The organism is Rahnella variigena (assembly GCF_003610915.1).
Classification (GTDB): Bacteria; Pseudomonadota; Gammaproteobacteria; order Enterobacterales; family Enterobacteriaceae; genus Rahnella; species Rahnella variigena.
In genome coordinates, this window is sequence record NZ_NSDJ01000001.1 from 3,986,879 (window position 1) to 4,009,697 (window position 22,819).

General features: G+C 52.4%; 21 protein-coding genes. 5 read left to right on the forward strand and 16 right to left on the reverse strand.

Features of this window, described 5'->3' with window-relative positions:
* The first annotated feature begins 18 nt into the window (after positions 1-18).
* The gene (gene pta / locus CKQ54_RS18215; protein WP_208644634.1) at positions 19-2,163 is read left to right on the forward strand and encodes a phosphate acetyltransferase; all 2,145 of its coding nucleotides are present in this window, start codon (positions 19-21) and stop codon (positions 2,161-2,163) included.
* A gap of 85 nt (positions 2,164-2,248) precedes the next feature.
* Here pta and CKQ54_RS18220 read toward each other — a convergent pair whose 3' ends face one another.
* From CKQ54_RS18220 to CKQ54_RS18240, 5 genes are all read right to left on the reverse strand, one after another.
* Positions 2,249-3,202 (reverse strand): transketolase family protein, encoded by a 954-nt coding sequence (locus tag CKQ54_RS18220; RefSeq protein ID WP_120162070.1) that lies wholly within the window; start codon positions 3,200-3,202, stop codon positions 2,249-2,251.
* Positions 3,195-4,028, reverse strand: a complete 834-nt coding sequence (locus CKQ54_RS18225) for a transketolase (protein WP_120162071.1) — start codon at positions 4,026-4,028, stop codon at positions 3,195-3,197. The genes CKQ54_RS18220 and CKQ54_RS18225 overlap by 8 nt, the downstream gene beginning before the upstream one ends.
* A gap of 120 nt (positions 4,029-4,148) precedes the next feature.
* On the reverse strand, positions 4,149-5,525 hold the full coding sequence (locus tag CKQ54_RS18230) for a PTS ascorbate transporter subunit IIC (RefSeq protein WP_120162072.1): 1,377 nt from the start codon (positions 5,523-5,525) through the stop codon (positions 4,149-4,151).
* 49 nt (positions 5,526-5,574) lie between these two features.
* Positions 5,575-5,856, reverse strand: coding sequence for a PTS sugar transporter subunit IIB (locus CKQ54_RS18235; protein WP_120162073.1), 282 nt, complete (start codon positions 5,854-5,856; stop codon positions 5,575-5,577).
* Between the two features lie 126 nt (positions 5,857-5,982).
* A complete protein-coding gene (locus CKQ54_RS18240; protein ID WP_120162074.1) occupies positions 5,983-6,426 on the reverse strand; it encodes a PTS sugar transporter subunit IIA in 444 nt (147 codons plus the stop codon).
* A gap of 352 nt (positions 6,427-6,778) precedes the next feature.
* Between CKQ54_RS18240 and CKQ54_RS18245 the strand changes: the two genes are divergently transcribed.
* Entirely contained in the window at positions 6,779-7,795 is a 1,017-nt protein-coding gene (locus CKQ54_RS18245) for a LacI family DNA-binding transcriptional regulator (protein WP_113877039.1), read from the forward strand.
* Positions 7,796-7,834: 39 nt separating this feature from the next.
* On the opposite strand, the gene yfcD is transcribed toward CKQ54_RS18245, so the two are convergent.
* A complete protein-coding gene (gene yfcD / locus CKQ54_RS18250) occupies positions 7,835-8,449 on the reverse strand; it encodes an NUDIX hydrolase YfcD (protein WP_112289900.1) in 615 nt (204 codons plus the stop codon).
* Between the two features lie 312 nt (positions 8,450-8,761).
* Here yfcD and yfcG point away from each other — a divergent pair, with 312 nt between their 5' ends.
* Both yfcG and CKQ54_RS18260 read left to right on the forward strand, forming a co-directional pair.
* Positions 8,762-9,388: a GSH-dependent disulfide bond oxidoreductase gene (gene yfcG / locus CKQ54_RS18255; protein ID WP_120162075.1), complete on the forward strand. Its 627-nt coding sequence runs from the start codon at positions 8,762-8,764 to the stop codon at positions 9,386-9,388.
* 152 nt (positions 9,389-9,540) lie between these two features.
* On the forward strand, positions 9,541-10,437 hold the full coding sequence (locus CKQ54_RS18260; RefSeq protein WP_120162076.1) for a TIGR01777 family oxidoreductase: 897 nt from the start codon (positions 9,541-9,543) through the stop codon (positions 10,435-10,437).
* A gap of 666 nt (positions 10,438-11,103) precedes the next feature.
* On the opposite strand, the gene CKQ54_RS18270 is transcribed toward CKQ54_RS18260, so the two are convergent.
* Positions 11,104-12,699, reverse strand: coding sequence for an ABC transporter substrate-binding protein (locus tag CKQ54_RS18270; RefSeq protein WP_120162078.1), 1,596 nt, complete (start codon positions 12,697-12,699; stop codon positions 11,104-11,106).
* A gap of 158 nt (positions 12,700-12,857) precedes the next feature.
* On the opposite strand from CKQ54_RS18270, the gene pepT reads away from it, so the two are divergent.
* Positions 12,858-14,090, forward strand: coding sequence for a peptidase T (pepT, locus tag CKQ54_RS18275; protein WP_120162079.1), 1,233 nt, complete (start codon positions 12,858-12,860; stop codon positions 14,088-14,090).
* A gap of 61 nt (positions 14,091-14,151) precedes the next feature.
* On the opposite strand, the gene hisP is transcribed toward pepT, so the two are convergent.
* The 9 genes from hisP to folC form a co-directional block, all read right to left on the reverse strand.
* On the reverse strand, positions 14,152-14,925 hold the full coding sequence (gene hisP, locus CKQ54_RS18280) for a histidine ABC transporter ATP-binding protein HisP (protein ID WP_095922859.1): 774 nt from the start codon (positions 14,923-14,925) through the stop codon (positions 14,152-14,154).
* Between the two features lie 34 nt (positions 14,926-14,959).
* Positions 14,960-15,676, reverse strand: a complete 717-nt coding sequence (locus CKQ54_RS18285) for an ABC transporter permease (RefSeq protein ID WP_112288119.1) — start codon at positions 15,674-15,676, stop codon at positions 14,960-14,962.
* Positions 15,673-16,359 carry a histidine ABC transporter permease HisQ gene (locus CKQ54_RS18290; protein WP_112288118.1) on the reverse strand — a complete coding sequence of 229 codons (687 nt, stop codon included), beginning with the start codon at positions 16,357-16,359 and terminating at the stop codon, positions 15,673-15,675. Before CKQ54_RS18290 ends, CKQ54_RS18285 begins: the two co-directional genes overlap by 4 nt.
* 106 nt (positions 16,360-16,465) lie before the next feature.
* On the reverse strand, positions 16,466-17,248 hold the full coding sequence (locus CKQ54_RS18295) for a lysine/arginine/ornithine ABC transporter substrate-binding protein (protein WP_120162080.1): 783 nt from the start codon (positions 17,246-17,248) through the stop codon (positions 16,466-16,468).
* A gap of 322 nt (positions 17,249-17,570) precedes the next feature.
* Entirely contained in the window at positions 17,571-18,143 is a 573-nt protein-coding gene (locus CKQ54_RS18300) for a UbiX family flavin prenyltransferase (protein ID WP_112288116.1), read from the reverse strand.
* Positions 18,144-18,273: 130 nt separating this feature from the next.
* Positions 18,274-19,791, reverse strand: a complete 1,518-nt coding sequence (gene purF / locus CKQ54_RS18305) for an amidophosphoribosyltransferase (protein ID WP_112288115.1) — start codon at positions 19,789-19,791, stop codon at positions 18,274-18,276.
* Positions 19,792-19,821: 30 nt separating this feature from the next.
* Entirely contained in the window at positions 19,822-20,313 is a 492-nt protein-coding gene (cvpA, locus tag CKQ54_RS18310; protein ID WP_112288114.1) for a colicin V production protein, read from the reverse strand.
* Positions 20,314-20,662: 349 nt separating this feature from the next.
* Positions 20,663-21,454 carry a cell division protein DedD gene (gene dedD, locus CKQ54_RS18315; RefSeq protein WP_112287105.1) on the reverse strand — a complete coding sequence of 264 codons (792 nt, stop codon included), beginning with the start codon at positions 21,452-21,454 and terminating at the stop codon, positions 20,663-20,665.
* Positions 21,444-22,730 carry a bifunctional tetrahydrofolate synthase/dihydrofolate synthase gene (gene folC, locus CKQ54_RS18320; RefSeq protein WP_120162081.1) on the reverse strand — a complete coding sequence of 429 codons (1,287 nt, stop codon included), beginning with the start codon at positions 22,728-22,730 and terminating at the stop codon, positions 21,444-21,446. The genes dedD and folC overlap by 11 nt, the downstream gene beginning before the upstream one ends.
* Positions 22,731-22,819 lie beyond the last annotated feature (89 nt).

A 22,819-nucleotide genomic window follows, 5' to 3' on the forward strand; every position in this document is an offset into this window, starting at 1 on the left:
GCCGTGTCCCGTACAATTATGTTGATCCCTACAGGCACCAGCGTTGGTCTGACCAGCGTCAGCCTGGGCGTGATCCGTGCCATGGAACAAAAAGGCGTCAGCCTGAGCATCTTCAAGCCAATCGCTCAACCGCGTGCTGGCGGCGATGCTCCTGACCAGACCACCACCATCATTCGTGCTAACTCTACCGTGACTGCAGCTGAACCGCTGAAAATGAGCCACGTTGAAACGCTGCTGAGCTCCAACCAGCAGGACGTGCTGATGGAAGAGATCATCGCGCGTTACCATGAAAATACCAAAGACGCAGAAGTGGTGCTGGTGGAAGGTTTAGTGCCTACCCGTAAACACCAGTTCGCCAACGCGCTGAACTATGAAATCGCTAAAACCCTGAACGCAGAAATCGTCTTCGTTCTGGCGCTGGGCAATGATTCTCCTGCGCAGCTCAAAGAACGTATCGAACTGGCCCGTTCCAGCTTCGGCGGCAGCAAAAATAAAAACATCACCGGCGTTATCATTAACAAACTGAATGCACCGGTTGATGATCAGGGTCGTACCCGTCCTGATCTGTCTGAAATCTTTGATGATTCAACCAAAGCCAGCGTGGCAAATATCGACCCGACTCAGCTGTTCGCCAACAGCCCGCTGCCGGTTCTGGGTTGCATTCCATGGAGCTTCGAGCTGATTGCCACCCGCGCAATCGACATGGCCAAGCACCTGAACGCCCGCATCATCAACGAAGGCGACGTTAAAACCCGCCGCGTGAAATCCGTGACTTTCTGCGCACGCAGCATTCCTCATATGCTGGAGCATTTCCGTCCGGGTTCCCTGCTGGTCACTTCTGCTGACCGTCCGGACGTGCTGGTTTCAGCCTGTCTGGCCGCCATGAATGGCGTAGAAATCGGTGCGATCCTGCTGACCGGCGGCTACGAAATTGATGAGCGCATCAACAGCCTGTGCGAACGCGCCTTCCAGACCGGCCTGCCAGTCTTCATGGTAGATACCAACACCTGGCAGACGTCCCTGAGCCTGCAAAGCTTCAACCTGGAAGTTCCTGCAGATGACCATCAGCGCGTAGAGAAACTGCAGCAGTACGTGGCGTCTCACATCAATGCTGACTGGATCAATTCCCTGAGCGCCCACTCCGAGCGTTCACGTCGTCTGTCTCCGCCAGCCTTCCGTTATCAGCTGACCGAACTGGCACGTAAAGCCGGTAAACGCATCGTTCTGCCAGAAGGCGACGAGCCACGCACCGTGAAAGCGGCAGCGCTGTGTGCTGAACGTGGTATCGCGGAATGCGTTCTGTTGGGTAATCCTGACGAGATCAAACGCGTTGCAGCGGCTCAGGGTGTGACGCTGGGTAAAGGCATCGAAATCGTTGATCCGGTTGTTGTGCGCGAAGAATACGTGGCACGTCTGGTTGAATTGCGTAAAAGCAAAGGCATGACCGAAGTGGTTGCGCGCGAACAACTGGAAGATAACGTGGTTCTGGGCACGCTGATGCTGGAACAAGGTAACGTTGACGGTCTGGTTTCCGGTGCTGTTCACACCACCGCAAACACCATCCGTCCACCGTTGCAGTTGATCAAAACCGCGCCGGGCAGCTCACTGGTTTCTTCTGTGTTCTTCATGCTGCTGCCCGACCAGGTTCTGGTGTATGGCGACTGTGCGATCAACCCGGATCCAACTGCTGAGCAACTGTCTGAAATCGCGATCCAGTCTGCGGATTCCGCTGCGGCATTCGGTATCGAACCACGCGTTGCGATGATCTCCTACTCAACCGGTAACTCCGGCGCAGGTAGCGATGTCGAGAAAGTGCGTGAAGCTACCCGTCTGGCCCAGGAAAAACGACCAGATCTTATCATCGATGGTCCGCTGCAATACGACGCCGCAATCATGGCTGACGTTGCAAAATCCAAAGCGCCAAACTCGCCGGTTGCGGGTAAAGCGACCGTGTTCATCTTCCCAGACCTGAACACCGGTAACACCACGTATAAAGCGGTACAGCGCTCTGCGGATCTGGTCTCTATCGGGCCGATGCTGCAAGGTATGCGTAAACCGGTTAACGACCTGTCCCGTGGCGCACTGGTAGACGATATCGTCTACACCGTGGCACTGACCGCGATTCAGTCTGCTCAGGCAGAAGCTGCGGTTCAGGCTAAATAAGCCAGAATCTCTGAGCGTAAAACTTCTGAACGCAAAACGCCGGGCTTAATGTCCGGCGTTTTTTTTGTCGTTTTTTCGGTAAATCTCAGAGCAACGTTTTCGCGGCTTCAAGAATATGTTCAGCCGTCAGGCCATATTCCTGCTGCAAGAACTCCTGCGTTCCTACCTGACCGTAACGCTCTTTCACGCCCACACGGCGCATTGGCACCGGCTGGTTTTCCACCAGCACTTCCGCTACCGCCGATCCCAGCCCGTTGTGAATACTGTGGTTTTCACAGGTCACAATTTTGCCCGTTTTCGCGGCGTATTTGATGATAATGTTTCTATCAATCGGCTTGAGGGTGAACATGTCGATGACTGCCGCACTGACGCCTTCGCGTTCCAGCATTTCTGCCGCTTTCAGCGCTTCGGCAACCATAATCCCGTTGGCGATCAGCGTAACGTCAGTACCGTCCCGCAGCAGATTAGCTTTGCCGATGGTGAACGTCGACCCTTCCTGATAAACCTGCGTGGCCTGTTTGCGTATGGTTCGCACCCAGTAGAAACCTTTCTGATCCATCAGCTGCAACAGGATATTGCGGAACATCACCGCATCCGTCACTTCCATGACTACGGAATTTGCCAGCCCGCGCACGATGCCCATATCCTCAAACGACATATGCGTGCCACCGTTATGACAGGCGCTGACGCCCGCATCTGACGCGATAATTTTGACGTTATTCTTCTGATAATCCAGCGACATAAATAATTGATCGAAACAGCGGCGGCTGGCGAACGCGGTAAAAGTATGCACAAACGGCACGCGACCGGTCAGCGACAAACCTGCTGCAACGCCGATCACATTGGCTTCCATAATGCCGCAGTTAATCACATGATCAGGATGATCTTTATGCACGCCGTCCATCGCCATCGAGCTCATCAGGTCGGCTTCAAGCGCAATAATCGGCGTATTTTCCACAATCTTTTCACGCATGGTATTGGCGTAAACTTTGCGCATTTCCACCACGTCTTTTTGTAATTCAAGAGAGACTTCAAACATGGGTGGCCTCCAGCTCAGCGATAGCGTTTTCGATTTCCAGTTTCACATCCGGGGTCAACCGCAGATGGTGCGAGTTCGCCAGTTGTTCGAGATACTTCACGCCCTGCCCTTTGATACTGTCGAGTATCACCACCAGCGGACGCTGTTCGGCGTGACGAACCGGTGTGACCGCCTCGCTTATCGCTACAATGTCATCGCCTTTAATGGTCTCAACATCGAAACCAAACGCACTGAATTTTCCGGCCAGATCAAACGGTTTAATGACTTCATCCAGCGTGCCGTCGAGTTGCTGTTTGTTGTAATCGATGAACAGCGTCAGATTGTGCAAATTGTGGTGCGCAATAAACTGGAAGGCTTCCCAGCACTGGCCTTCGTTGAGTTCGCCGTCGCCAAGAATGCAGAATACACGGTTGCTGCGACCGGCCAGTTTATGCGAAAGCGCCATGCCTGCAGCGATGGAAACGCCCTGCCCCAGCGAACCGGTGGTAGCATCGACGCCGGTGGTGCGCAGCCTGTCCGGATGGCTCGGTAACCGGGTGCCATTCTGGTTCAGTGTTTGCAATTCACTGACCGGGAAATAGCCTTTCAGCGCCAGCGTCGCATACAGCGCCGGTCCCGCATGGCCTTTGGATAACACGAAATAATCGCGATCCTGCCAGTCTGGTTTTTTCGGGTCGATGCGCATGACATCGCCATACAGAACCGCCAGCGTTTCCACCACTGACATGCTGCCGCCATAGTGCCCGAATCCCAGACCGGTCAACATTTTCAGCGTCTCGATGCGGATATGGCGGGCCAGATCACGAACCTCCTGGACATCTTTCATCTTCATTGATCCTTATTTTAGTGAGCACTTATCCTGGCCTGTTATTTCTAACAGGCAGGACAGTGTTTCCCGGATGGTCTTACAAAACGTATTCGTTAAAAAACGGTGTGATGCAGGGATTTACTTCTCTGTGACTTCTTTCTCAGCTACCGGTTTTTTACCGAGATAGTTCCAGGCAACCAGTACCGCGAAGATACCGACGATCAGCGCCATGATGCCTTCCTTGGACATGAAGCGCGCCAGATTGCCCAGCAGGATGCCGATAACGCCGAAGTCCGCGTCAGAGAACGTTGCATTAGCAAAGCCCAGCGCACCCAGCACCGGCAACAACAGAACCGGCAGGAAGGTAATCAGTATGCCGTTAGCAAACGCCCCGACCATCGCGCCACGACGTCCGCCGGTCGCATTACCGAACACACCCGCTGTTGCACCAGTGAAGAAGTGCGGCACCACGCCCGGCAGGATCAGCACCAGATGCATTTGCCCTAACAGGAACAGGCCGACCAGACCGCCGAGGAAACTGAACAGGAAGCCAATCAGCACAGCATTTGGTGCGTACGGATAAACCACCGGACAGTCCAGCGCCGGACGGGCATTTGGCACCAGTTTTTCAGAGAAGCCGACGAATGCCGGGACAATTTCTGCGAGGATGAGACGCACACCCTGCAGAATGATGAACACACCCGCCGCAAAGGTAATCGCCATGATGATGGCGTACACCAGATAGTTCTGGCCCGCGCTGTAGGTCGCTTCAACAAAGACCTGACCGGCGAACACCGCCATGATCAGATAGATAATGATCATGGTGAGGGAGATTGAAATGGAACTGTCGCGCAGGAAGCTCAGGTTTTTCGGCAGATTCATTTCTTCCGTAGAACGTGAACCTTTGCCAACTTTACTGCCGATCCAGCCTGATAAGACGTAACCGATGGTGCCGAAATGGCCGAACGCCACGTCATCGCTGCCGGTGATTTTGCGCATATAACGCTGCGCCAGCGCCGGGAAGAACGCCATGATAAGGCCGAGCGTCAGGGAACCGGTGAAGACAAGAGCAACCCCTTCAAAACCGGCAACGGTCAGAATGACGCTGATCATACAGGCCATATAGAACGTGTGATGTCCGGTCAGGAAGACATATTTCAGCCGGGTGAAACGCGCCACAATCAGGTTTGCCACCATACCGAACGCCATGATTAAAGCGGTCGGCGCACCGAATTTCTCCAGCGCAATGGAAACAATGGCTTCGTTATTTGGAATAATACCCTGGATATTAAAGGCGTGTTCAAACATACCGCCTAATGGATTAAGAGAGCCGACTAATACCGTGGCACCACCGCCCAATACTAAAAAGCCCAGTATTGTTTTTACCGTCCCTTTGACCACATCAGAAAAGTTTTTCTTTTGCGCGACCAGGCCGATTAATGCGATAAGCCCCACCAGTACGGAAGGCACTTTTAATATATCAACCACAAACTTGAGCGTTTCCTGGATAAACATATCCACCTCGTTTGTCTATTTGTTTTATTTGTAGGGTTATTCAGTGACGTCAGGACACTGGGTGTTTTTCAAAATGCGCAATCAGTTTGGTTTCGAGTTCATTGATATCAATAATGTTAGTGATCACCACTAACTGATTTGCCGGGATGCTGGCGCTGGCAGCGATGTCTTTCGCCATCACGAACAGGTCAGCTTCACCGGGAATGGCAGAAGACAAATCAGAGTGCTGAACATCCGCCTGAATATTCAGTTTCTTCAGCACTTTTTTAATGTTCATTTCAACCATAAAGCTGCTGCCTAAACCGGAACCGCAAATCGCCATAATTTTCATTTTATTCACCTGTTCTTTATCTGTTTTTGAATGCGTAACATAGCGTATCAGTTGCCCGTATTCAGGCCTCTGACTGTTTATATTTCCTGATTGGAATGATCTTCCCTGTGACGGTATTAACTCAAATTAATAGCGGGAAATCACATCCTGTATTTCACTGATGCTTTTCGCCTGATGGATTTTCTGCATATCTTCATCACTGGAAAATAATTCAGCCAGCTCAGAAATTAGCTCAATATGACTGTGCTTATCAGGTGCGGATAACATGACGACCGTATACACCGGATCGTTATCCTCTGAATTAAATTTCACCCCCTGCGGTAACGTCAGCAGCGATAACCCCAGTCCATTAACTCCCTCTTCCGGTCTGGCATGTGGCATGGCGATGCCCGGCGCCAGAACAAAATACGGCCCCAACTTTTCCCGCTGCGCAAAAATTGCGGTCAGGTAATCCGGGGTAATTGTCCCTTCTTTCAGCAGTGGCTCAGCGCTCACTTCCACTGCCTGCCGCCAGTCCGTGATATCCGTTCTGATCTGAATTCGTTCAGATGTCAGCCAATCATTCAGCATAGTGATGCTCCGTTATATTTTTGAAGATGGCCGGTCAAATTTCCCCCAGACCGCACCAACGATCCAGACTCTACTTCAGCGGTAGCGTTAACATCTGTGATACAACTCACAAAGATAGCGCTACCAAACTTCTATCATTGAGATCTGTGATAGCGCTATCAAAAATAATCGCGCTGCGGTATCACCGGCCAGCGGCTGTCACAAATAACGGTATACTTTGTCAGGAAATTGCCGATAATTTACCGAATTCTGCCGTAGTTTCCGTTATGCCGGTCCTGCTGCGGCCCGCTTTTTCGTTATGCCAGCAGGTATACATTGTGCGCAAGATGCGCAGTTAAGGTCAGGATCGTGAATGTCCATTAACAAGAAAAGACGCAGTACCGGAAGAGTCACACTGGCGGATGTCGCGCAGCTGGCCGGCGTAGGCAGCATGACCGTTTCCCGCGCGCTGCGAACGCCGGAGCAGGTTTCCGACAAGCTGCGGGAAAAAATCGAAGAAGCCGTCAGTCAGCTGGGTTATCTGCCTAATCAGGCCGCGAGTTCACTGGCTTCTGCCTCGTCCAATACCATTGCGATGATTGTGCCCAGCCTGTCTGAATCTGGCTGCGCGGAGATGTTTGCCGGATTGCAAAAAGTGCTGCAACCGGCGGGATACCAGATCATGCTGGCCGAGTCCCAGCACCGGATGGAGCGTGAGGAAAAGCTGCTGGAAACGCTGCTGTCGTACAACCTGGCGGCGGCTATTTTGCTTTCCGTCGAGCACTCCGCGAATGTCAGGCAATGGCTTGATAATCTGACCATTCCGGTTCTGGAAATCGGTGCGCTGACCGATTCACCTATCGACATGAATATTGGTATTGATTACGTCGAGGCGATGTTTCAGCTGACGCAGACCGTGGTGGCAAAGGGTTACCAGAACATCGGCATGCTGTGTGCTAATCAGGAACAGTGGATTTTCCAGCAGCATTTGCAGGGCTGGCGAAAAGCGATGCTGAAAGCGCACATGTCGCCGCACCGGGTGATTAATGCCGCGGAACCTGCCTGTTTTTCTACCGGAGCCCAGCAACTGCCTGAGTTTCTGCTGGCCTGGCCTGAACTCGACGCGCTGGTATGTGTGTCAGACGATCTCGCCTGCGGTGCGCTGTATGAATGTCAGCGCAGAAGAATCAAAGTGCCGGACGATCTGGCTGTGGTCGGTTTTGGTAATTCGGACGTCAGCAAAGTCTGTCAGCCACCGCTGACCACCATTGCTATTCCGCATAAGGAAATCGGGGTGCGTGCGGCACAGGCGCTACTGGCGAGGATTAATGATGAGGAATGGGAAGAGGTGACGATCGCATCGTCATTGTGCAAGCGGGACAGTTGCTAAAAAACCACGGGCGATAGTATATCGCCCGCGAGATGCCGATCAGATATCGTCTTCGGTCGACGAATCTTCATTAGCTTTCACACTTTCCACCGCCGGTGTTGCTTCTTCACGCGTCAGAGGCTTACCGTGTTCTTTCTCGTTATTGCGCGTCATCCACAATGACAGTGCTTTCAGAGAATCAGGCGTAAATTCATCACAGCGCGCAGTGATTTCTTCCGGAGTCATCCAGCGCACTGCGTCGATTTCTTCTTCCTGCAACGCGAACGGTCCATGGGATACGCAACTGAACAGTGCGCCCCAGACGCGGCATTTGTTCTCTTCCTCGAAGTAGAACTGACCGTGCTCGGCAAAAGGCACACCGGCAATGCCTAACTCTTCTTCGGCTTCACGACGCGCTGAATCCAGAATATTTTCACCGCTTTGCACCACGCCACCGGCCGTTGCATCCAGCCAGCCAGGGTAGAAATCTTTGGTTTCAGTCCGGCGCTGAATCAAAATATTTCCCATGCCGTCATGAACCACGATATAGCTGGCACGGTGACGCAGGACCTGAGCGCGCATTTGTTGTCGGCTGGCCTGGGCAATGACTTCGTTATCTTCGTTGACGATATCAACCCACTCATCCGTACTGATGTTTTGCTCTTGTTCTGACATCCGCTGGAACCTTCTCTTTTAAGCGCTGGTCTGTGCGCAATAAGTCTGTGCGCTGTGATTTTGCAACACGTCGATAATGTCCGGAGATTCTATTGGGTCTGCTGGGTTGCTTCAATAGCTATGGGTGCGCAGATACACCGTAAAAGTTATGTCAGCCCACAAAGTTCGCCATCAGACAACTCTGACATAGACAGCCGTTCATATGCATTATGATAACCTATTACTCAGGATATAAAGTTTGTGATTATCAATCCCCCATTGGCGCATCCCGCCCCGCAAGTCGCGGAGTCTGATTAAAACGCAGGAGGCAATATGATCGATCTCTATTACGCACCCACACCCAACGGTCACAAAATTTCTCTTTTTCTTGAAGAGAGTGGGCTGCCCTACCGGCTGTATCGAATTGATATGAGCGCCGGAGAGCAATTCAGGCCTGAATTCCTGGCCATTTCTCCCAACAATAAAATCCCGGCCATTGTTGATAATCAACCCGTGGATGGCGGCGCACCGCTCAGCGTCTTTGAGTCTGGCGCAATTTTGCAATATCTGGCAGAAAAAACCGGCAAATTCCTCAGCCAGGAACTGCGCGAAAGAACGATCACGCTGCAATGGCTGACCTGGCAGGTTGCCGGATTCGGCCCGATGCTGGGTCAGAATCATCATTTCACCCACTACGCCCCGCAGCCTGTGCCTTATGCCATCGAACGTTTCCTGCAGGAAACCCGGCGGTTGTATGGGGTGCTGAACCGCCAGCTGGAGAAAAATGCCTATATCGCGGGTGAGAATTACAGCATTGCTGATATTGCCACTTACCCGTGGGTGGTGGCGCATGAGCGCCAGCGCGTTGATCTGGCGGAGTTTCCTGCCGTGCGCAACTGGTTTGAGCGGGTGAAAAGCCGTCCGGCGACGCAAAAAGCCTATGCGTTGGCGCAGGCATAATCCGCCCCGATGCCTCCGTACTTTGCCGGAGGTGTTTTCCCTTCTGCAAAATAAAAACACTTAATTGTGCTCCATATCGCGAGTTAATGGCGGTGACTCATCTATGATTATAGGCAGTTCATCCGCGAATTCAGACAGTTAAGGATCACGATATGAAAGTCCTGATAACCGGCGCAACCGGGCTCATCGGTCGAAAACTCACCGGGCGACTTCTTGAACAATCTCATCAGATTACCGCACTGAGCCGCGCCCCTGAACGAGCGGCGAAGCTGTTAGGCTCGCAGGTTCAGGTATGGGAAACGCTGGAAGGCAAAACCACCCTCGACGGTTTCGACGCCGTCATCAACCTTGCCGGTGAGCCGATCGCGGACAAACGCTGGACGAAAGAACACAAAGCCCGGTTATGTGAAAGCCGCTGGCAGCTCACTGAAAAACTGGCGACGCTGATTAATGCCAGTCAGACGCCACCTTCAGTCTTCATTTCCGGTTCAGCGGTCGGGTATTACGGCGATCAGGGGCAGGCGCTGGTGCCGGAAGATGAGCCGCCGAACAAGCAATTTACCTGGCAACTGTGCGCCCGCTGGGAAGCCCTTGCAATGTCCGCACAAAGCCCGTCCACGCGAGTTTGTCTGCTGCGAACCGGGATCGTACTGGCCGAAAAAGGCGGTGCGCTGGCAAAAATAGTGCTGCCCTTCCGCGCCGGTCTCGGTGGCCCGATCGGCGATGGTCAGCAATATATGCCGTGGATCCACATCAATGACATGATTGACGGGATCCTTTTCCTCCTCGCCCACGAAACGCTCTCAGGGCCGTTCAATATGGTATCGCCTTATCCGGCACGTAATGAACAATTCAGCGCCCTGCTCGGGCAAGTCCTCCACCGTCCGGCGTTTATGCGCGCACCTGCGCCTGTGGTTCGTTTGCTGATGGGTGAATCAGCAGTGCTGGTGCTGGGAGGTCAGCGAGCCGTGCCACGCAGACTGGAGGCCGCAGGGTTTGAATTTAAGCATCAGGAATTGAAGGAAGCACTGGAGGATTTGCTGGCGTGAAGGGTCTTGCAGCCCTTCACCCTGCTCAACCTGATGGGGATGTTTCGGCTTCTCACAGGTACAATGGCGCGGTACTGGCGCCTTTTAAAAACTGATCGGGGGGGGATGTTTCGGTTTCTCAATAACTGCGCTCACATAGGCTATTTCGCCGAAACCGAGCAGAGGGGAAAAGCTTTTCCCCTCTGCACTCCCCTCGCTTTTTCACTGCGCGCTGTCGCTGGAATGAAGGACATGTTCCGGCACATTGGTGTGTGGCGCAAAATGTCATCGCTCCGCGATGCCCTCATTTCAGGATTCGAGCCTCTGGTCTCGAACCATTCATTCGGTGCCATTTTTGAGCACGCCAATCAACCTATCTAAAAGATAAAAAACGGTCAGCCGTTGAATTTAAGATCTCACGGGCGAATCAGAAATCTTGCTGAACGGAGCGGCTTCGAGACCCAGGGCTCGAAGACCGAGAGAAGGAACCGCAAAGCGGCAAGATTTCCAGCCTGTCACTGTGGTTGCTGAAACATAGCCAGCGAGCGAAGCACTTGTTGAAAAGGCGAGGAGGAATCCAAAGGAGGAAAAGCACTTTCCTCCTTTGGGCGGTTTCGGCGCAGAAAATTATGTGAGCACAATTATTGAGAAACCGAAACGTCCACAATTCAATTCCCCCCTCAGGTTCTACTCCTTCACATCCACCTGATAAAAAACATGTTTCCCAAACGGATCCACTTCATAGCCGGTCACTTCTTTGCGGACCGGTTCGAAAATGGTCGAGTGGGCGATCATCACCGCAGGGGCCTGATCGTGCATCATCTGCTGCGCCTGCTCGTAAAGTGCGACGCGTTTTGCATGATCGGTGGTTTCTTTCGCTTCGGTAATCAGCTTATCGAACGGTGCGTAACACCATTTGGCTGAGTTCGAACCGCCCTTCGCGGCGTTACAGGTAAACAGCGGACCGAAGAAGTTATCCGGGTCACCGTTCGCCGTCGTCCAGCCCATCAGAGCCGCCATGTGCTCGCCGTTACGGATGCGGGTCTGATATTCGCCCCATTCGTAACTGACGATATGCGCTTTGACGCCGATTTTCGCCCAGTCCGCCTGGATCATCTCCGCCATGCGACGGGCATTCGGATTATAGGGACGCTGAACCGGCATCGCCCACAAGTCGATATCAAAACCGTTCGGCATTCCGGCTTCGGCCAGCAGCGCTTTGGCTTTCTCAGGCGAATAATCGTAATCCACCAGCTTGTCGTTATAGCTCCAGACACCGGTCGGCAGCAGCGTTTTGGCCACGGTTCCGGTGCCATGGAATACCGCTTCGATGATTTGCGGTTTGTTAATCGCCATGGTCAGCGCCAGCCGTACTTTCACATTATCCAGTGGCGCTTTCTGCGTGTTGAACGAGAGGAAACCGGTGTTAAGGCCAGCCTTGCTCATCAGATTGATGTCTTTATTTGCACGCATACGCTCAAGATCGGCCGGATTCGGGAACGGCATCACCTGACACTCGTTTTTCTCAAGTTTAGCAAGACGCATCGAAGCATCAGGGGTGATGGTATACACCAGACGGTCAATCTTAGATTTGCCCTGCCAGTATTCAGGGAACGCCTTGTACAGCAGACGCGTGTCTTTCTGGTATTGCATCAGCTCGAACGGTCCGGTTCCGACAGGATCCTGATCGACCTTTTCCGGCGTGCCGGCTTTAAGCATCTGATCGGCATATTCCGCAGAGAGAATCGATGCGAAATACCACGCCAGATCCGCCACGAATGGCGCTTCCGGACGGGTCAGATTGAAGCGGACAGTGTAGTCATCCACCTTATCAATGCTGCCGATAAGGTCACCCATTTTCAGGCTGTCGAAATTCAGGTAGGTGCCGCCGGAAATTTTATGGTACGGGTTATTTTCGTCTTTCTGACGCATGAACGAGAAGATCACGTCGTCGGCGTTGAAGTCGCGCGTCGGCTTGAACAGTTTGTTGCTCTGGAATTTCACGCCCTTGCGCAAATGGAAGGTATAGGTTTTACCGTCCGCACTGACATCCCAGCTTTCCGCCAGGCTAGGGATCAGCTCCGTGGTACCGATTTTAAAATCCACCAGACGGTTATAAATTGGCGCCGCGCTGGCATCCACAGAGGTGCCAGAGGTGTAAAGTTGCGGGTTGAATTGCTCAGGCGAACCTTCAGAACAATACACCAGCGTTTTTGCAGAAACGCCACCTGTGATGGCCAGCGCCAGTAAACCTGTGCTTATTTTTAATATGTTGTGTTTCATTATTTTCCCTTTTTCCCTGTCCGGAGAGTGTTTAAATCTTCTTCATCGTGGAACATAAAGCAAAAACAGATTAACATCTGGATAACACGTAGTAATACTTTGTTATATATGAAAATCTTATAACAGGGAACAATATTTGCGCACATTCAGAGGTCAAGATGTCGACAACAATTGCAAAACAGCTTACCGAACGTTTCTACCGCTATCTCTCCGTAACATCACAAAGTGATGCCAGCGCGACCACTCTGCCAAGCACACCAGGCCAGCACGATATGGCGCGCTTACTGGCCGATGAGCTGCACCAGCTCGGTCTGGAAAACATTCAGATCGACGAATACGCGACAGTGACAGCAGTGAAATCCGGCACCAAAAAAGGTGGTCCGCGCATCGGTTTCATCACGCATATTGATACCGTGGATGTCGGCCTGCGCCCGGACATTCACCCGCAGACGTTGCGTTTTACCGGCGAAGATGTGTGCCTCAATAGTGAAAAAGATATCTGGCTGCGCCCTGCCGAGCGCCCTGAGATCCTGCCGTACAAAGGCGAAGACATTATTTTCAGCGACGGCACCAGCGTGCTGGGCGCGGATAACAAAGCGGCGGTGACTGTCGTGATGACATTGCTGGAAAACCTGACCGCTGAGCAGGAATACGGCGATATCGTGGTGGCGTTTGTGCCGGACGAAGAAATCGGACTGCGCGGCGCCAAGGCGCTGGATCTTGCCCGCTTCGATGTGGATTTCGCTTACACCATCGACTGCTGCGAACTCGGGGAAGTAGTTTACGAAAACTTTAACGCAGCGGCGGCGGAAATCACCTTTACCGGCGTGACCGCGCATCCGATGTCAGCCAAAGGCGTGCTGGTGAATCCGCTGCTGATGGCACAGGATTTCATCAGTCATTTTGACCGTGCAGAAACGCCTGAAAACACCGAAGGCCGTGAAGGTTATGTCTGGTTCAATGGCATGAGCGCGTCGCAGCAAGGCGCGGAACTGAAAGCCTCCATTCGGGATTTCGACAGCGCCAATTTTGCAGCACGCAAGCAAAAAATTCATGATGTCGCGAAAGAGATTGCCGCGCAGTATCCGACGGCAAAAGTCTCGGTTGAGATCAGTGACACCTACAGCAATATCAGCAGCGCCATCGGTGAAGATCGCCGGGCGATTGATCTGATCTTTGCAGGTTTGAAAGAGATCGGCGTTGAGCCAAAAGTGATCCCGATGCGCGGCGGCACCGACGGTGCAGCGCTGTCAGCCAAAGGTTTACTGACGCCGAATTACTTTACCGGCGCGCATAATTTCCACTCGAAATTCGAGTTCCTGCCGGTGAATTCTTTTGTGAAATCTTATGAACTCACCGTTCAGCTTTGCCTGCTGGCGGCGAAGGGTTGATTTACTTTAGGTAAAATCATCCCAGCCTTCCCCTCGTGCGAGGGGAAGGCGCGTACGGATGTTACTTCAACGCACCTGAAAGGAACTGTTGCAGACGGGCACTTTTCGGGCTGCCAAAGACTTCGGAAGGATCGCCCTGCTCTTCAATCACGCCCTGATGCAGGAAAATAACGTGGCTGGAGACATGACGGGCAAACTCCATTTCATGCGTCACCACCACCATGGTTTTCCCCTCTTCTGCCAGTTTTTGCATAATACGCAGCACTTCGCCGACCAGTTCAGGATCGAGCGCAGAGGTCGGTTCGTCAAACAGCAGCACTTCAGGCTCCATCGCCAGTGCGCGGGCAATAGACACGCGCTGTTGCTGACCGCCTGACAAATTCACCGGATACTTACCCTGTGCGCGGGCATCAATGCCCACTTTATCGAGATACTTCACCGCACGTTCACGCGCTTCCGCTTTGCTTAGCCCCAGCACCTGCACCGGCGCTTCCATAACGTTTTCCAGCACGGTCATGTGGCTCCACAGGTTGAAATGCTGGAACACCATCGTCAGTTTGGTACGCAGCAGTTGCAGCTGTTTTTTATCAAACACTTTCAGCTGACCGTCGGTGTCGCGCACCATGCGGATATCCTGATTATTGACGCTGATCGAGCCTTCGCTTGGTTTCTCAAGAAAGTTAATGCAGCGCAGGAAGGTACTTTTTCCGGATCCTGATGAGCCGATAATACTGATCACATCACCCGCATTGGCAGACAAAGAAACGCCTTTCAGCACTTCATGGTCGCCATAGCGCTTGTGGAGATCGAGAACCGCTAATTTGTTTTCTGGCATAGTTTTTATCCGCAATAATTATTGGTTGGCTTTTTTAATGGGCAGACTGAGGCTTAACATGCGCCAGCCAGCGTTTTTCCGCCTTGCGGAACAGACCAATCAGGACAAAAGAAACACAAAGATAAATCACTGCTGCGATCCCGAAAGCATAAAACGGCTGATACGTCGCCGAGTTGATGTCGCGGGCGATTTTCAGCACGTCCGGTACCGTGGCGGTAAACGCCAGCGCGGTGGAATGCAGCATCAGAATGACTTCATTACTGTATGCAGGCAGCGCTGTGCGTAATGCCGACGGCAAAATAATGCAGGTATACAGTTTAAAGCGTGAGAATCCGTAGGCATTGGCCGCTTCAATTTCACCGTGCGGAACAGAACGGATCGCACCGGCAAAAATCTCGGTGGTGTACGCGCAGGTATTGAGCGTCAGCGCCAGAATCGTACAGTTCAGTCCGCTGCGGAAGAAGGCATTCAGGAAGTCTGTGCCACGCACGATTTCCAGGCTGTACATCCCTGAATAAAACACCAGCAACTGGACATACAGCGGTGTTCCGCGGAAAACGTAGGTATACAACCAAATCGGGTAGCGGATGAATTTGTTGGAAGACACGCGCCCCACGGCCATCGGCACTGCCAGTAACCCGCCGATAACGACGGAGCTGATCAGTAACCACAGGGTGATCGCCAGACCGGTGAAACGGTAGCCGTCGCTGTAGAGCAGTGACATACCGTATTGTTGTAAAATCTCGATCATAGATCAGCCCTCTTCACACCCAGCGAATAACGGCGATCAAGCCACACCAGCACGCCGTTCGACAGCGTGGTGAAAATCAGATAAACCACACCCGCTACAATCGCAAAGTAGAACGGCTGATACGTGCCTTTACCGGCCAGCTGCGTGGCTTTGACCACGTCATTCAGACCGAGCAATGACACCAGCGCAGTGGCTTTGAGGATAACCTGCCAGTTGTTGGCAATACCCGGCAGCGCAAAACGCATCATGGCCGGGAACAGAATTCGACGGAAAATTTGTGAGCCGCTGAAACCAAATGCGGTCGCCGCTTCGATTTGCCCGCGCGGAACCGCCATAAACGCGCCACGGAACGTCTCTGTGAAATAAGCGCCGTAAATAAAGCCCAGCGTGATGATACCGGCGCTCATCGGGTCGATATCAATCTGCGACATGCCGATGGATTCGGTCAGGCTGTTGAGAGCAATCTGCAAACCGTAAAAAATTAATAACATCAATACCAGATCAGGTACGCCGCGGATAAGCGTGGTATAGCAACCAAAAAAACCAGAAATAATCCGGCTCTTCGACAGTTTCCCACCAGCCCCGATAAGCCCTATCACCAGCGCTAAAATAACTGACGAAATCGCCAGCTCCAGTGTCACCAACGTGCCCTGGATAATTACCTGGGAATACCCATACAGCATGGTTTTTTCCTGTCTTTAATGGATCCCTGCGCAGGCAAAACGGCAACCTGCGTCAGAACCGCAGGGAGCGGCAAACCGCTCCCTTTGGCACATCTCACAGCGCGAATCAGCCGCCGTAAACGTCAAAGTCGAAGTATTTTTTCGCCAGTTTGTCGTAAGTCCCGTCTTTACGCATGCTGTCAAACGCCTTGTTCAGTGCGTCTTTCAGGTCGGTTTCATTCTTACGCAGACCCATGCCGGTGCCCACGCCAAAGAATTTATCGTCTTTCACTGAAGGGCCTGCAAACGCATAGTCTTTGCCCGCAGACTGCTTCAGGAAGCCTTCGCTGCCTGCCACTTCATCCTGGAATGCTGCGTCCAGACGACCAGATGCCAGATCTGCATAAATCAGATCCTGGTTCTGGTAAGCCACCACGTTGATGCCTTTTGGCTGCCATTGTGCGTTGGCATAGGCTTCCTGAGTGGAACCCTGCAATACGCCAACGTTTTTGCCTTTCAGGGCATCCAGAGTAGGCAGAATTTTGGAGCCTTTAGGCGCGATAAGGCGGGCGTTAGCGGCATAAAGTTTTTCAGTGAAATCAATTTCCAGCTGACGTTTTTCAGTGATGGATAATGAGGAAATAATCGCATCAATTTTTTTGGCTTTCAGGGAAGGGATTAGTGCATCGAAATCACTTTCAACATAAGTACATTTGATGGCTGCACGTTTACACATTTCGTTAGCCAGGTCGATATCAAAGCCAACCAGCTTGCCGCTGGAGTCTTTTGATTCAAATGGGGCGTAAGTCGGATCAGTACCGATATTAATTGCTTTAGGCGCGGCAGCAAATGCACTACCTGCACTGGCTAAGACCAGAACCAGCGGAAGAACCTTGAACAACTTTTTCATACATTAGCCTCAGTGATTATTCATCTGTTGTGGTTGTGTGTGCGTGAATGAACGTCTTTTTATAGTTTGCTGAACGATGCAAATGGCTTTTTGCCAGATTTTCTCATGCACTTTTCGTGCCGTTTCTCAGCACAGCCACTTTCCGCTGTGAGAGAACGAAAACCGGTCAAAAAAGCATCGGGATAATGAAAGTTTTCAAAGGTCTGAAGAAAGAATAGCTGAAGGGGTGGCGAACACTGCACCTTAATGAATCAATTTGTGATCATTGTTGGTGCAATGTAACCGAACTGCGCGAAATGAGTGCGGATTGGGAGAAGAAAGATTAACGACTGCCCTGCCATCGAACAAATAAGTCTTCAGGGAGCTCAATATCAAACTGATCAATCACCCGGTTTACAGTCTGATCGATAATATCTTCGACAGATGTCGGGCGGTGATAAAACGCCGGAACCGGCGGCATAATAATAGCGCCGAGCTCAGCGGCCTGGGTCATGAGTCGTAAATGCCCGAGATGCAACGGCGTTTCACGCACGCATAAAACCAGACGGCGGCGTTCTTTAAGCACCACGTCCGCTGCACGGGTCAGCAGGCCGTCGGTGTAACTGTTCACGATACCGGAAAGCGTTTTGATCGAGCAGGGTAAAATCACCATTCCTGCCGTCTTAAAAGAGCCGGAAGAAATGCTGGCAGCGATATCACGTGAATCATGCACCACATCCGCCAGTGCCTGAACATCACGCAGCGTCAGATCCGTTTCCAGGGTCAGCGTCTGGCGGGCGGCATTGCTCATCACCAGATGAGTTTCGATATCAGGCACGCTCTGCAATACCTGCAAAAGCCTGACACCATAAATTGCGCCGCTGGCGCCGGAAATACCGACGATAAGTCGTTTCATGAACACTGCCTTAGAAAATGTTACCAGACCTGATGCTGCCAATACTGACATAAATCCAGACATAAAAAAACGCGCCCGCCCGGTTGTTCACCGGAGGGACGCGTTTATGCGGATGTCAGCAACCGGCTAATCAGCCTTCGTTGTGCATCTCAAGGTTTTCAGCTTCCTGCTGACCACGCAATGCCTGAGCATCGTCGTTACGCAGGGCTTCGAGGTATTCCAGATAGTTCTGGTCAACGTCTTTAGTGACGTAAACACCGTCGAAGACTGAACATTCAAATTTCTCGATGTCGGTATTGTCTTCTTTCACTGCGGCGATCAGGTCGCTCAGATCCTGGAAAATCAACGCATCAGCACCAATCATCTGATTGATTTCGCTGACTTCACGGCCATGCGCAATCAGTTCATTGGCACTTGGCATATCAATACCGTAGACGTTCGGGAAACGAATTTCCGGCGCCGCTGACGCCAGATAAACACGTCTCGCACCCGCTTCACGCGCCATCTCAACAATCTGCTGAGAGGTGGTGCCGCGCACGATGGAGTCATCCACCAGCAGCACGTTTTTATCGCGGAATTCAGCACGGTTGGCATTCAGTTTACGGCGTACCGATTTACGACGTTCCTGCTGACCCGGCATGATAAAGGTACGGCCCACGTAGCGGTTTTTCACAAAACCCTGGCGATACGGTTTATTCAGGATACGGGCGATTTCCAGCGCGATATCGCAGGAGGTTTCCGGGATAGGAATGACCACGTCGATATCCAAATCTTCCCATTCACGGGCAATTTTCGCGCCCAGCTTTTCACCCATACGAACACGGGCGCTGTAGACGGAAATCTTGTCGATGAAGGAGTCAGGACGCGCGAAATACACATACTCGAACAGGCACGGATTGTACTGAGGATTTTCAGCACACATGCGGGTGTAGAGCTGGCCTTTTTCGGTGATGTACACCGCTTCGCCTGGCGCAACGTCACGCAGGAACTCAAAACCTAATGTATCGAGTGCCACACTTTCAGATGCCACCATGTACTCATTACGGCCACCTTCCAGCGTGCGCTTACCGATAACCAGCGGACGGATACCGTGCGGGTCACGGAACGCCAGCATGCCGTGACCGATGATCATCGCCACACAGGCGTAAGCGCCACGGATTTTCAAATTCACCGCGGCAACCGCAGCGAAAATGTTATCGGCTTCCAGCGGGTAATGCTGGAAACGATCCAGTTCACTCGCCAGGATATTGAGCAGAATTTCAGAATCGGAAGTGGTGTTCACATGGCGGCGCTGGCCTTCGAACAGGTTGCTTCGCAATTCGTGAGCATTGGTCAGGTTACCGTTATGCGCAAGGGTGATGCCGAACGGAGAGTTGACGTAAAAAGGTTGAGCTTCTGAAGCGCTGGAACTGCCAGCCGTTGGGTAGCGCACATGGCCAATACCCATGTTGCCCTGTAAGCGTTGCATATGGCGGGCTTCGAAAACATCCTTCACCAGGCCATTCGCTTTCCGTAAACGGAAGTTATTATTGGCATCAATGGTGACGATGCCTGCGGCATCCTGCCCACGGTGTTGTAACACCGTTAACGCGTCATAAATCGACTGGTTTACCGGCATGAAACCGGCGATACCGACAATACCGCACATGTTGTCTTTTCCTCTTCAGCGCTGCCAGAACTAAATATGTTTTGGCAAGAAACTCGACGTGCTCTGCAGGTAGTCAAAGAACCACCTGATGATATAACTGAATTGTGGGATCAACTGGGATTGTTTCCAGTCTTCACTTTGTGAAAAACTGGTGAAGGTATCCAGGAAGAACAGCATCGCAGAGACGATTAACACCCCGCGCAGTGCGCCGAAGCACACACCTAACACCCTGTCAGTGCCGGACAACCCGGTTTTTTCCACCAGTGAACTGATCACATAGTTGACAATTGCACCTACGATCAACGTCGCGATGAACAAGATGGCAATTGCGATCCCGTTTCGAACTAACTCATCTTCGAAACGCGTGAAGTAGATGGCGAGATAAGGGTAATAATGGCTGGCAACAAAGAAGGCGCAAGCCCAGGTTACCAGCGATAAAGCCTCGCGAACAAAACCACGGATCAAACTGACTAAAGCAGAAAATCCGATAACCGCAATAATGACGTAATCAATCCAGACCATTAACTATTCCAGTGTCTAATCCAGTCACGTCTACCCCGGCATCCAGTTCGCGGCGAATTCTAACAGAAAAAGAAAACGTTTGCGTAGGGGAAATCTGCCGGCCAGACAAATTAATAATAGCGATTAAAAAAACCTCAATCGCAGCATAAACCTATAAAAACCCAACCAGAGGATCTTATAGAAAAAGGGCACAAATCGCTTGTGCCCTCCGTGGTATTTATCATTATCAGACCCAGGCAATTGGAGTTGCAGCAAGGCAGCAAATGAGAGGATCCCGATGAGCTGACATTAGTCAGTGATTCGGGTCCTCGATTGCAGCGAACACAGCTGCGGCTTCAAGTGCGCAGGGTCAGTGAGCGCTGTATGCCCGAACCTGCCCGCCTAATCCGCTCAGCTGTTGCAATTGCGGAAGTGACGCTTCAAGTTTCTGCTTCGATGCATCAGGCCCCACATACAGGCGCGTGATCTGCCCCTGTACCGGTGTTGCAGGCACTGTGTAAGCACGGAAACCAGACAACCGCAGATTGGCCACAATCTCATTGGCTTTCGCGGCGTTCTTCAGCGCACCCAACTGCACAACATACGACTGCCCTGCCGGTGCTTTCTCTTCCGCCGCAGGTTTAGGTTGCTCAACAGGTTTTGGCTGCTCGGCAACCGCTTTAGGCTGCTCAACCGGCTTCGGCTGTTCAACAGGTTTAGGTTTCACCGTCGGTTTTGCTTCCACCATCGGCTTAGGCTCAATCGTTTTCGGCTTCTGCTGTACAGGTTTGACCGGAGCCGTCTGCACCGGTTTTTTCTGTTCAGGCATCGTGGTGACCGGCGGCTGCGATTCCACCGTGGTATTACCCGGTGCCACATTGCCATGATTGGCGGCGTTGGTGTTGTTGGCAGAACTGTCAGTATTCTGCCCGCCCGTCATGGACTGATCTGCCCCTTCCGGTGGCTGAGCAGGCAGCGATTGCGTGACCGGAGGCACCGAATCCTGTTCCTCAACATCACCCGGTTTTGGCACCAGGGGAATCGACGCAAATTCGTCTTCGTAATGCTTTTTCTTGCCGTCGAGTAAACCGGGCAGAATGATGACGCCCAGCGCCACCAGAATAATGGTCCCGACCAGACGATTTTGAAACTTACTTGCCACTGGTTTTCCCCGTGTCTATAGCATCCATTACGTGAGCTACGGTATGAAACGAGCCGCAGACAATCACAATATCCTGAGGAGCCGCCTCCTGCATAGCCTGTCTCCAGGCAGACTCCACATCATCAAATGGGCGTGCCTGAGGTAAATGTACCGTCAGTTCGGCAACGCTGGCACCGCGCGGGCCTTCCAGCGGTGCGCAATACCATTCATCGACCTGAGGCGACAGACAAGCCAGCGTACCGGCAATATCTTTGTCTTTCAACATTCCGACGACGGCGCGTACCTTGCCGCCATTACGTGGCTGTTCAGCCAGGCGTCCGGCCAGATAAGCTGCGGCATGCGGGTTGTGTGCGACATCCAGTATGAGTCGTGGCGACTCACTCACCGTCTGGAAACGCCCCGGCAGCGCGGCGCGCTGTAAGCCGCTGCGGAGTGCGGCTTCAGGAACATTCAGACCGGAATAATGCAGTGCTGCCAGCGCGCTGGCCGCATTCGCCAGCGGCACATTAGGCAACGGCAAAGCATCCAGAATATTCACTTCTTTACCGGCGTCGAGTGCCGCCCAGCGCCAGCATCCTGCATCAGCAGAAAAATGCCAGTTCACACCGCGGCGGTATAAATCAGACTGTTTTTCCTGTGCGACGTCAGCAATAGATTGAGGCATATCCGGCTCACCGACTACAGCAGGTTTACCAGCACGGAAAATTCCGGCCTTTTCGCGACCAATGCTTTCACGGTCAGAACCCAGCCAGTCAGTGTGATCGAGGGCAATACTGGTGACAACAGACACGCTGGCATCAACAATATTGGTCGCATCCAGACGTCCGCCCAGACCGACTTCCAGGATAACCACATCCAGCTTAGCCTGTTTAAACAGATGCAATGCCGACAATGTGCCGTATTCGAAATAGGTCAGAGAAATATCGCCCCGCCCGGCTTCGAGTACCGCAAAAGATTCGCAGTGCGCAGATTCCGGCAACTCTTCGCCCTGAATACGCACACGCTCGGTATAACGCACCAGATGCGGGGAACTGTAAACACCCACACGGTATCCGGCAGCCATCAGGACTGATTCAAGTGTCGCGCAGGTCGTGCCTTTACCGTTGGTTCCGGCTACGGTGAAAACACGCGGCGCAGGAGTCAGTAAATCGAGTTTTTCGGCAACCGCCCTGACCCGGTCAAGGCCAAGCTCTATGGCCTGAGAATGGAGATGTTCGAGATAATAAAGCCACGTGGCCAAAGGCGACGTGGCTTGGGGAATAAGTTGATTTTGCATGAGTCCCGTTCAACCTTATCAGGTTCACTTCGACACTACATCACCAGACTGTGAAAGCAGGCAATGCCCTCTTTGTCAGAATTCACCGA

Coding starts and splice junctions, on each gene's coding strand:
- CKQ54_RS18240 (WP_120162074.1), bottom strand. CDS start 6,426: ATGCTGAATGATTGGCTGACATCTGAACGAATTCAGATCAGAACGGAT.
- CKQ54_RS18245 (WP_113877039.1), top strand. CDS start 6,779: ATGTCCATTAACAAGAAAAGACGCAGTACCGGAAGAGTCACACTGGCG.
- CKQ54_RS18230 (WP_120162072.1), bottom strand. CDS start 5,525: ATGTTTATCCAGGAAACGCTCAAGTTTGTGGTTGATATATTAAAAGTG.
- CKQ54_RS18270 (WP_120162078.1), bottom strand. CDS start 12,699: ATGAAACACAACATATTAAAAATAAGCACAGGTTTACTGGCGCTGGCC.
- CKQ54_RS18300 (WP_112288116.1), bottom strand. CDS start 18,143: ATGAAACGACTTATCGTCGGTATTTCCGGCGCCAGCGGCGCAATTTAT.
- CKQ54_RS18220 (WP_120162070.1), bottom strand. CDS start 3,202: ATGTTTGAAGTCTCTCTTGAATTACAAAAAGACGTGGTGGAAATGCGC.
- hisP (WP_095922859.1), bottom strand. CDS start 14,925: ATGCCAGAAAACAAATTAGCGGTTCTCGATCTCCACAAGCGCTATGGC.
- CKQ54_RS18260 (WP_120162076.1), top strand. CDS start 9,541: ATGAAAGTCCTGATAACCGGCGCAACCGGGCTCATCGGTCGAAAACTC.
- folC (WP_120162081.1), bottom strand. CDS start 22,730: ATGCAAAATCAACTTATTCCCCAAGCCACGTCGCCTTTGGCCACGTGG.
- CKQ54_RS18225 (WP_120162071.1), bottom strand. CDS start 4,028: ATGAAAGATGTCCAGGAGGTTCGTGATCTGGCCCGCCATATCCGCATC.
- CKQ54_RS18285 (WP_112288119.1), bottom strand. CDS start 15,676: ATGATCGAGATTTTACAACAATACGGTATGTCACTGCTCTACAGCGAC.
- yfcG (WP_120162075.1), top strand. CDS start 8,762: ATGATCGATCTCTATTACGCACCCACACCCAACGGTCACAAAATTTCT.
- CKQ54_RS18295 (WP_120162080.1), bottom strand. CDS start 17,248: ATGAAAAAGTTGTTCAAGGTTCTTCCGCTGGTTCTGGTCTTAGCCAGT.
- CKQ54_RS18235 (WP_120162073.1), bottom strand. CDS start 5,856: ATGAAAATTATGGCGATTTGCGGTTCCGGTTTAGGCAGCAGCTTTATG.
- purF (WP_112288115.1), bottom strand. CDS start 19,791: ATGTGCGGTATTGTCGGTATCGCCGGTTTCATGCCGGTAAACCAGTCG.
- pta (WP_208644634.1), top strand. CDS start 19: ATGTTGATCCCTACAGGCACCAGCGTTGGTCTGACCAGCGTCAGCCTG.
- CKQ54_RS18290 (WP_112288118.1), bottom strand. CDS start 16,359: ATGCTGTATGGGTATTCCCAGGTAATTATCCAGGGCACGTTGGTGACA.
- yfcD (WP_112289900.1), bottom strand. CDS start 8,449: ATGTCAGAACAAGAGCAAAACATCAGTACGGATGAGTGGGTTGATATC.
- cvpA (WP_112288114.1), bottom strand. CDS start 20,313: ATGGTCTGGATTGATTACGTCATTATTGCGGTTATCGGATTTTCTGCT.
- pepT (WP_120162079.1), top strand. CDS start 12,858: ATGTCGACAACAATTGCAAAACAGCTTACCGAACGTTTCTACCGCTAT.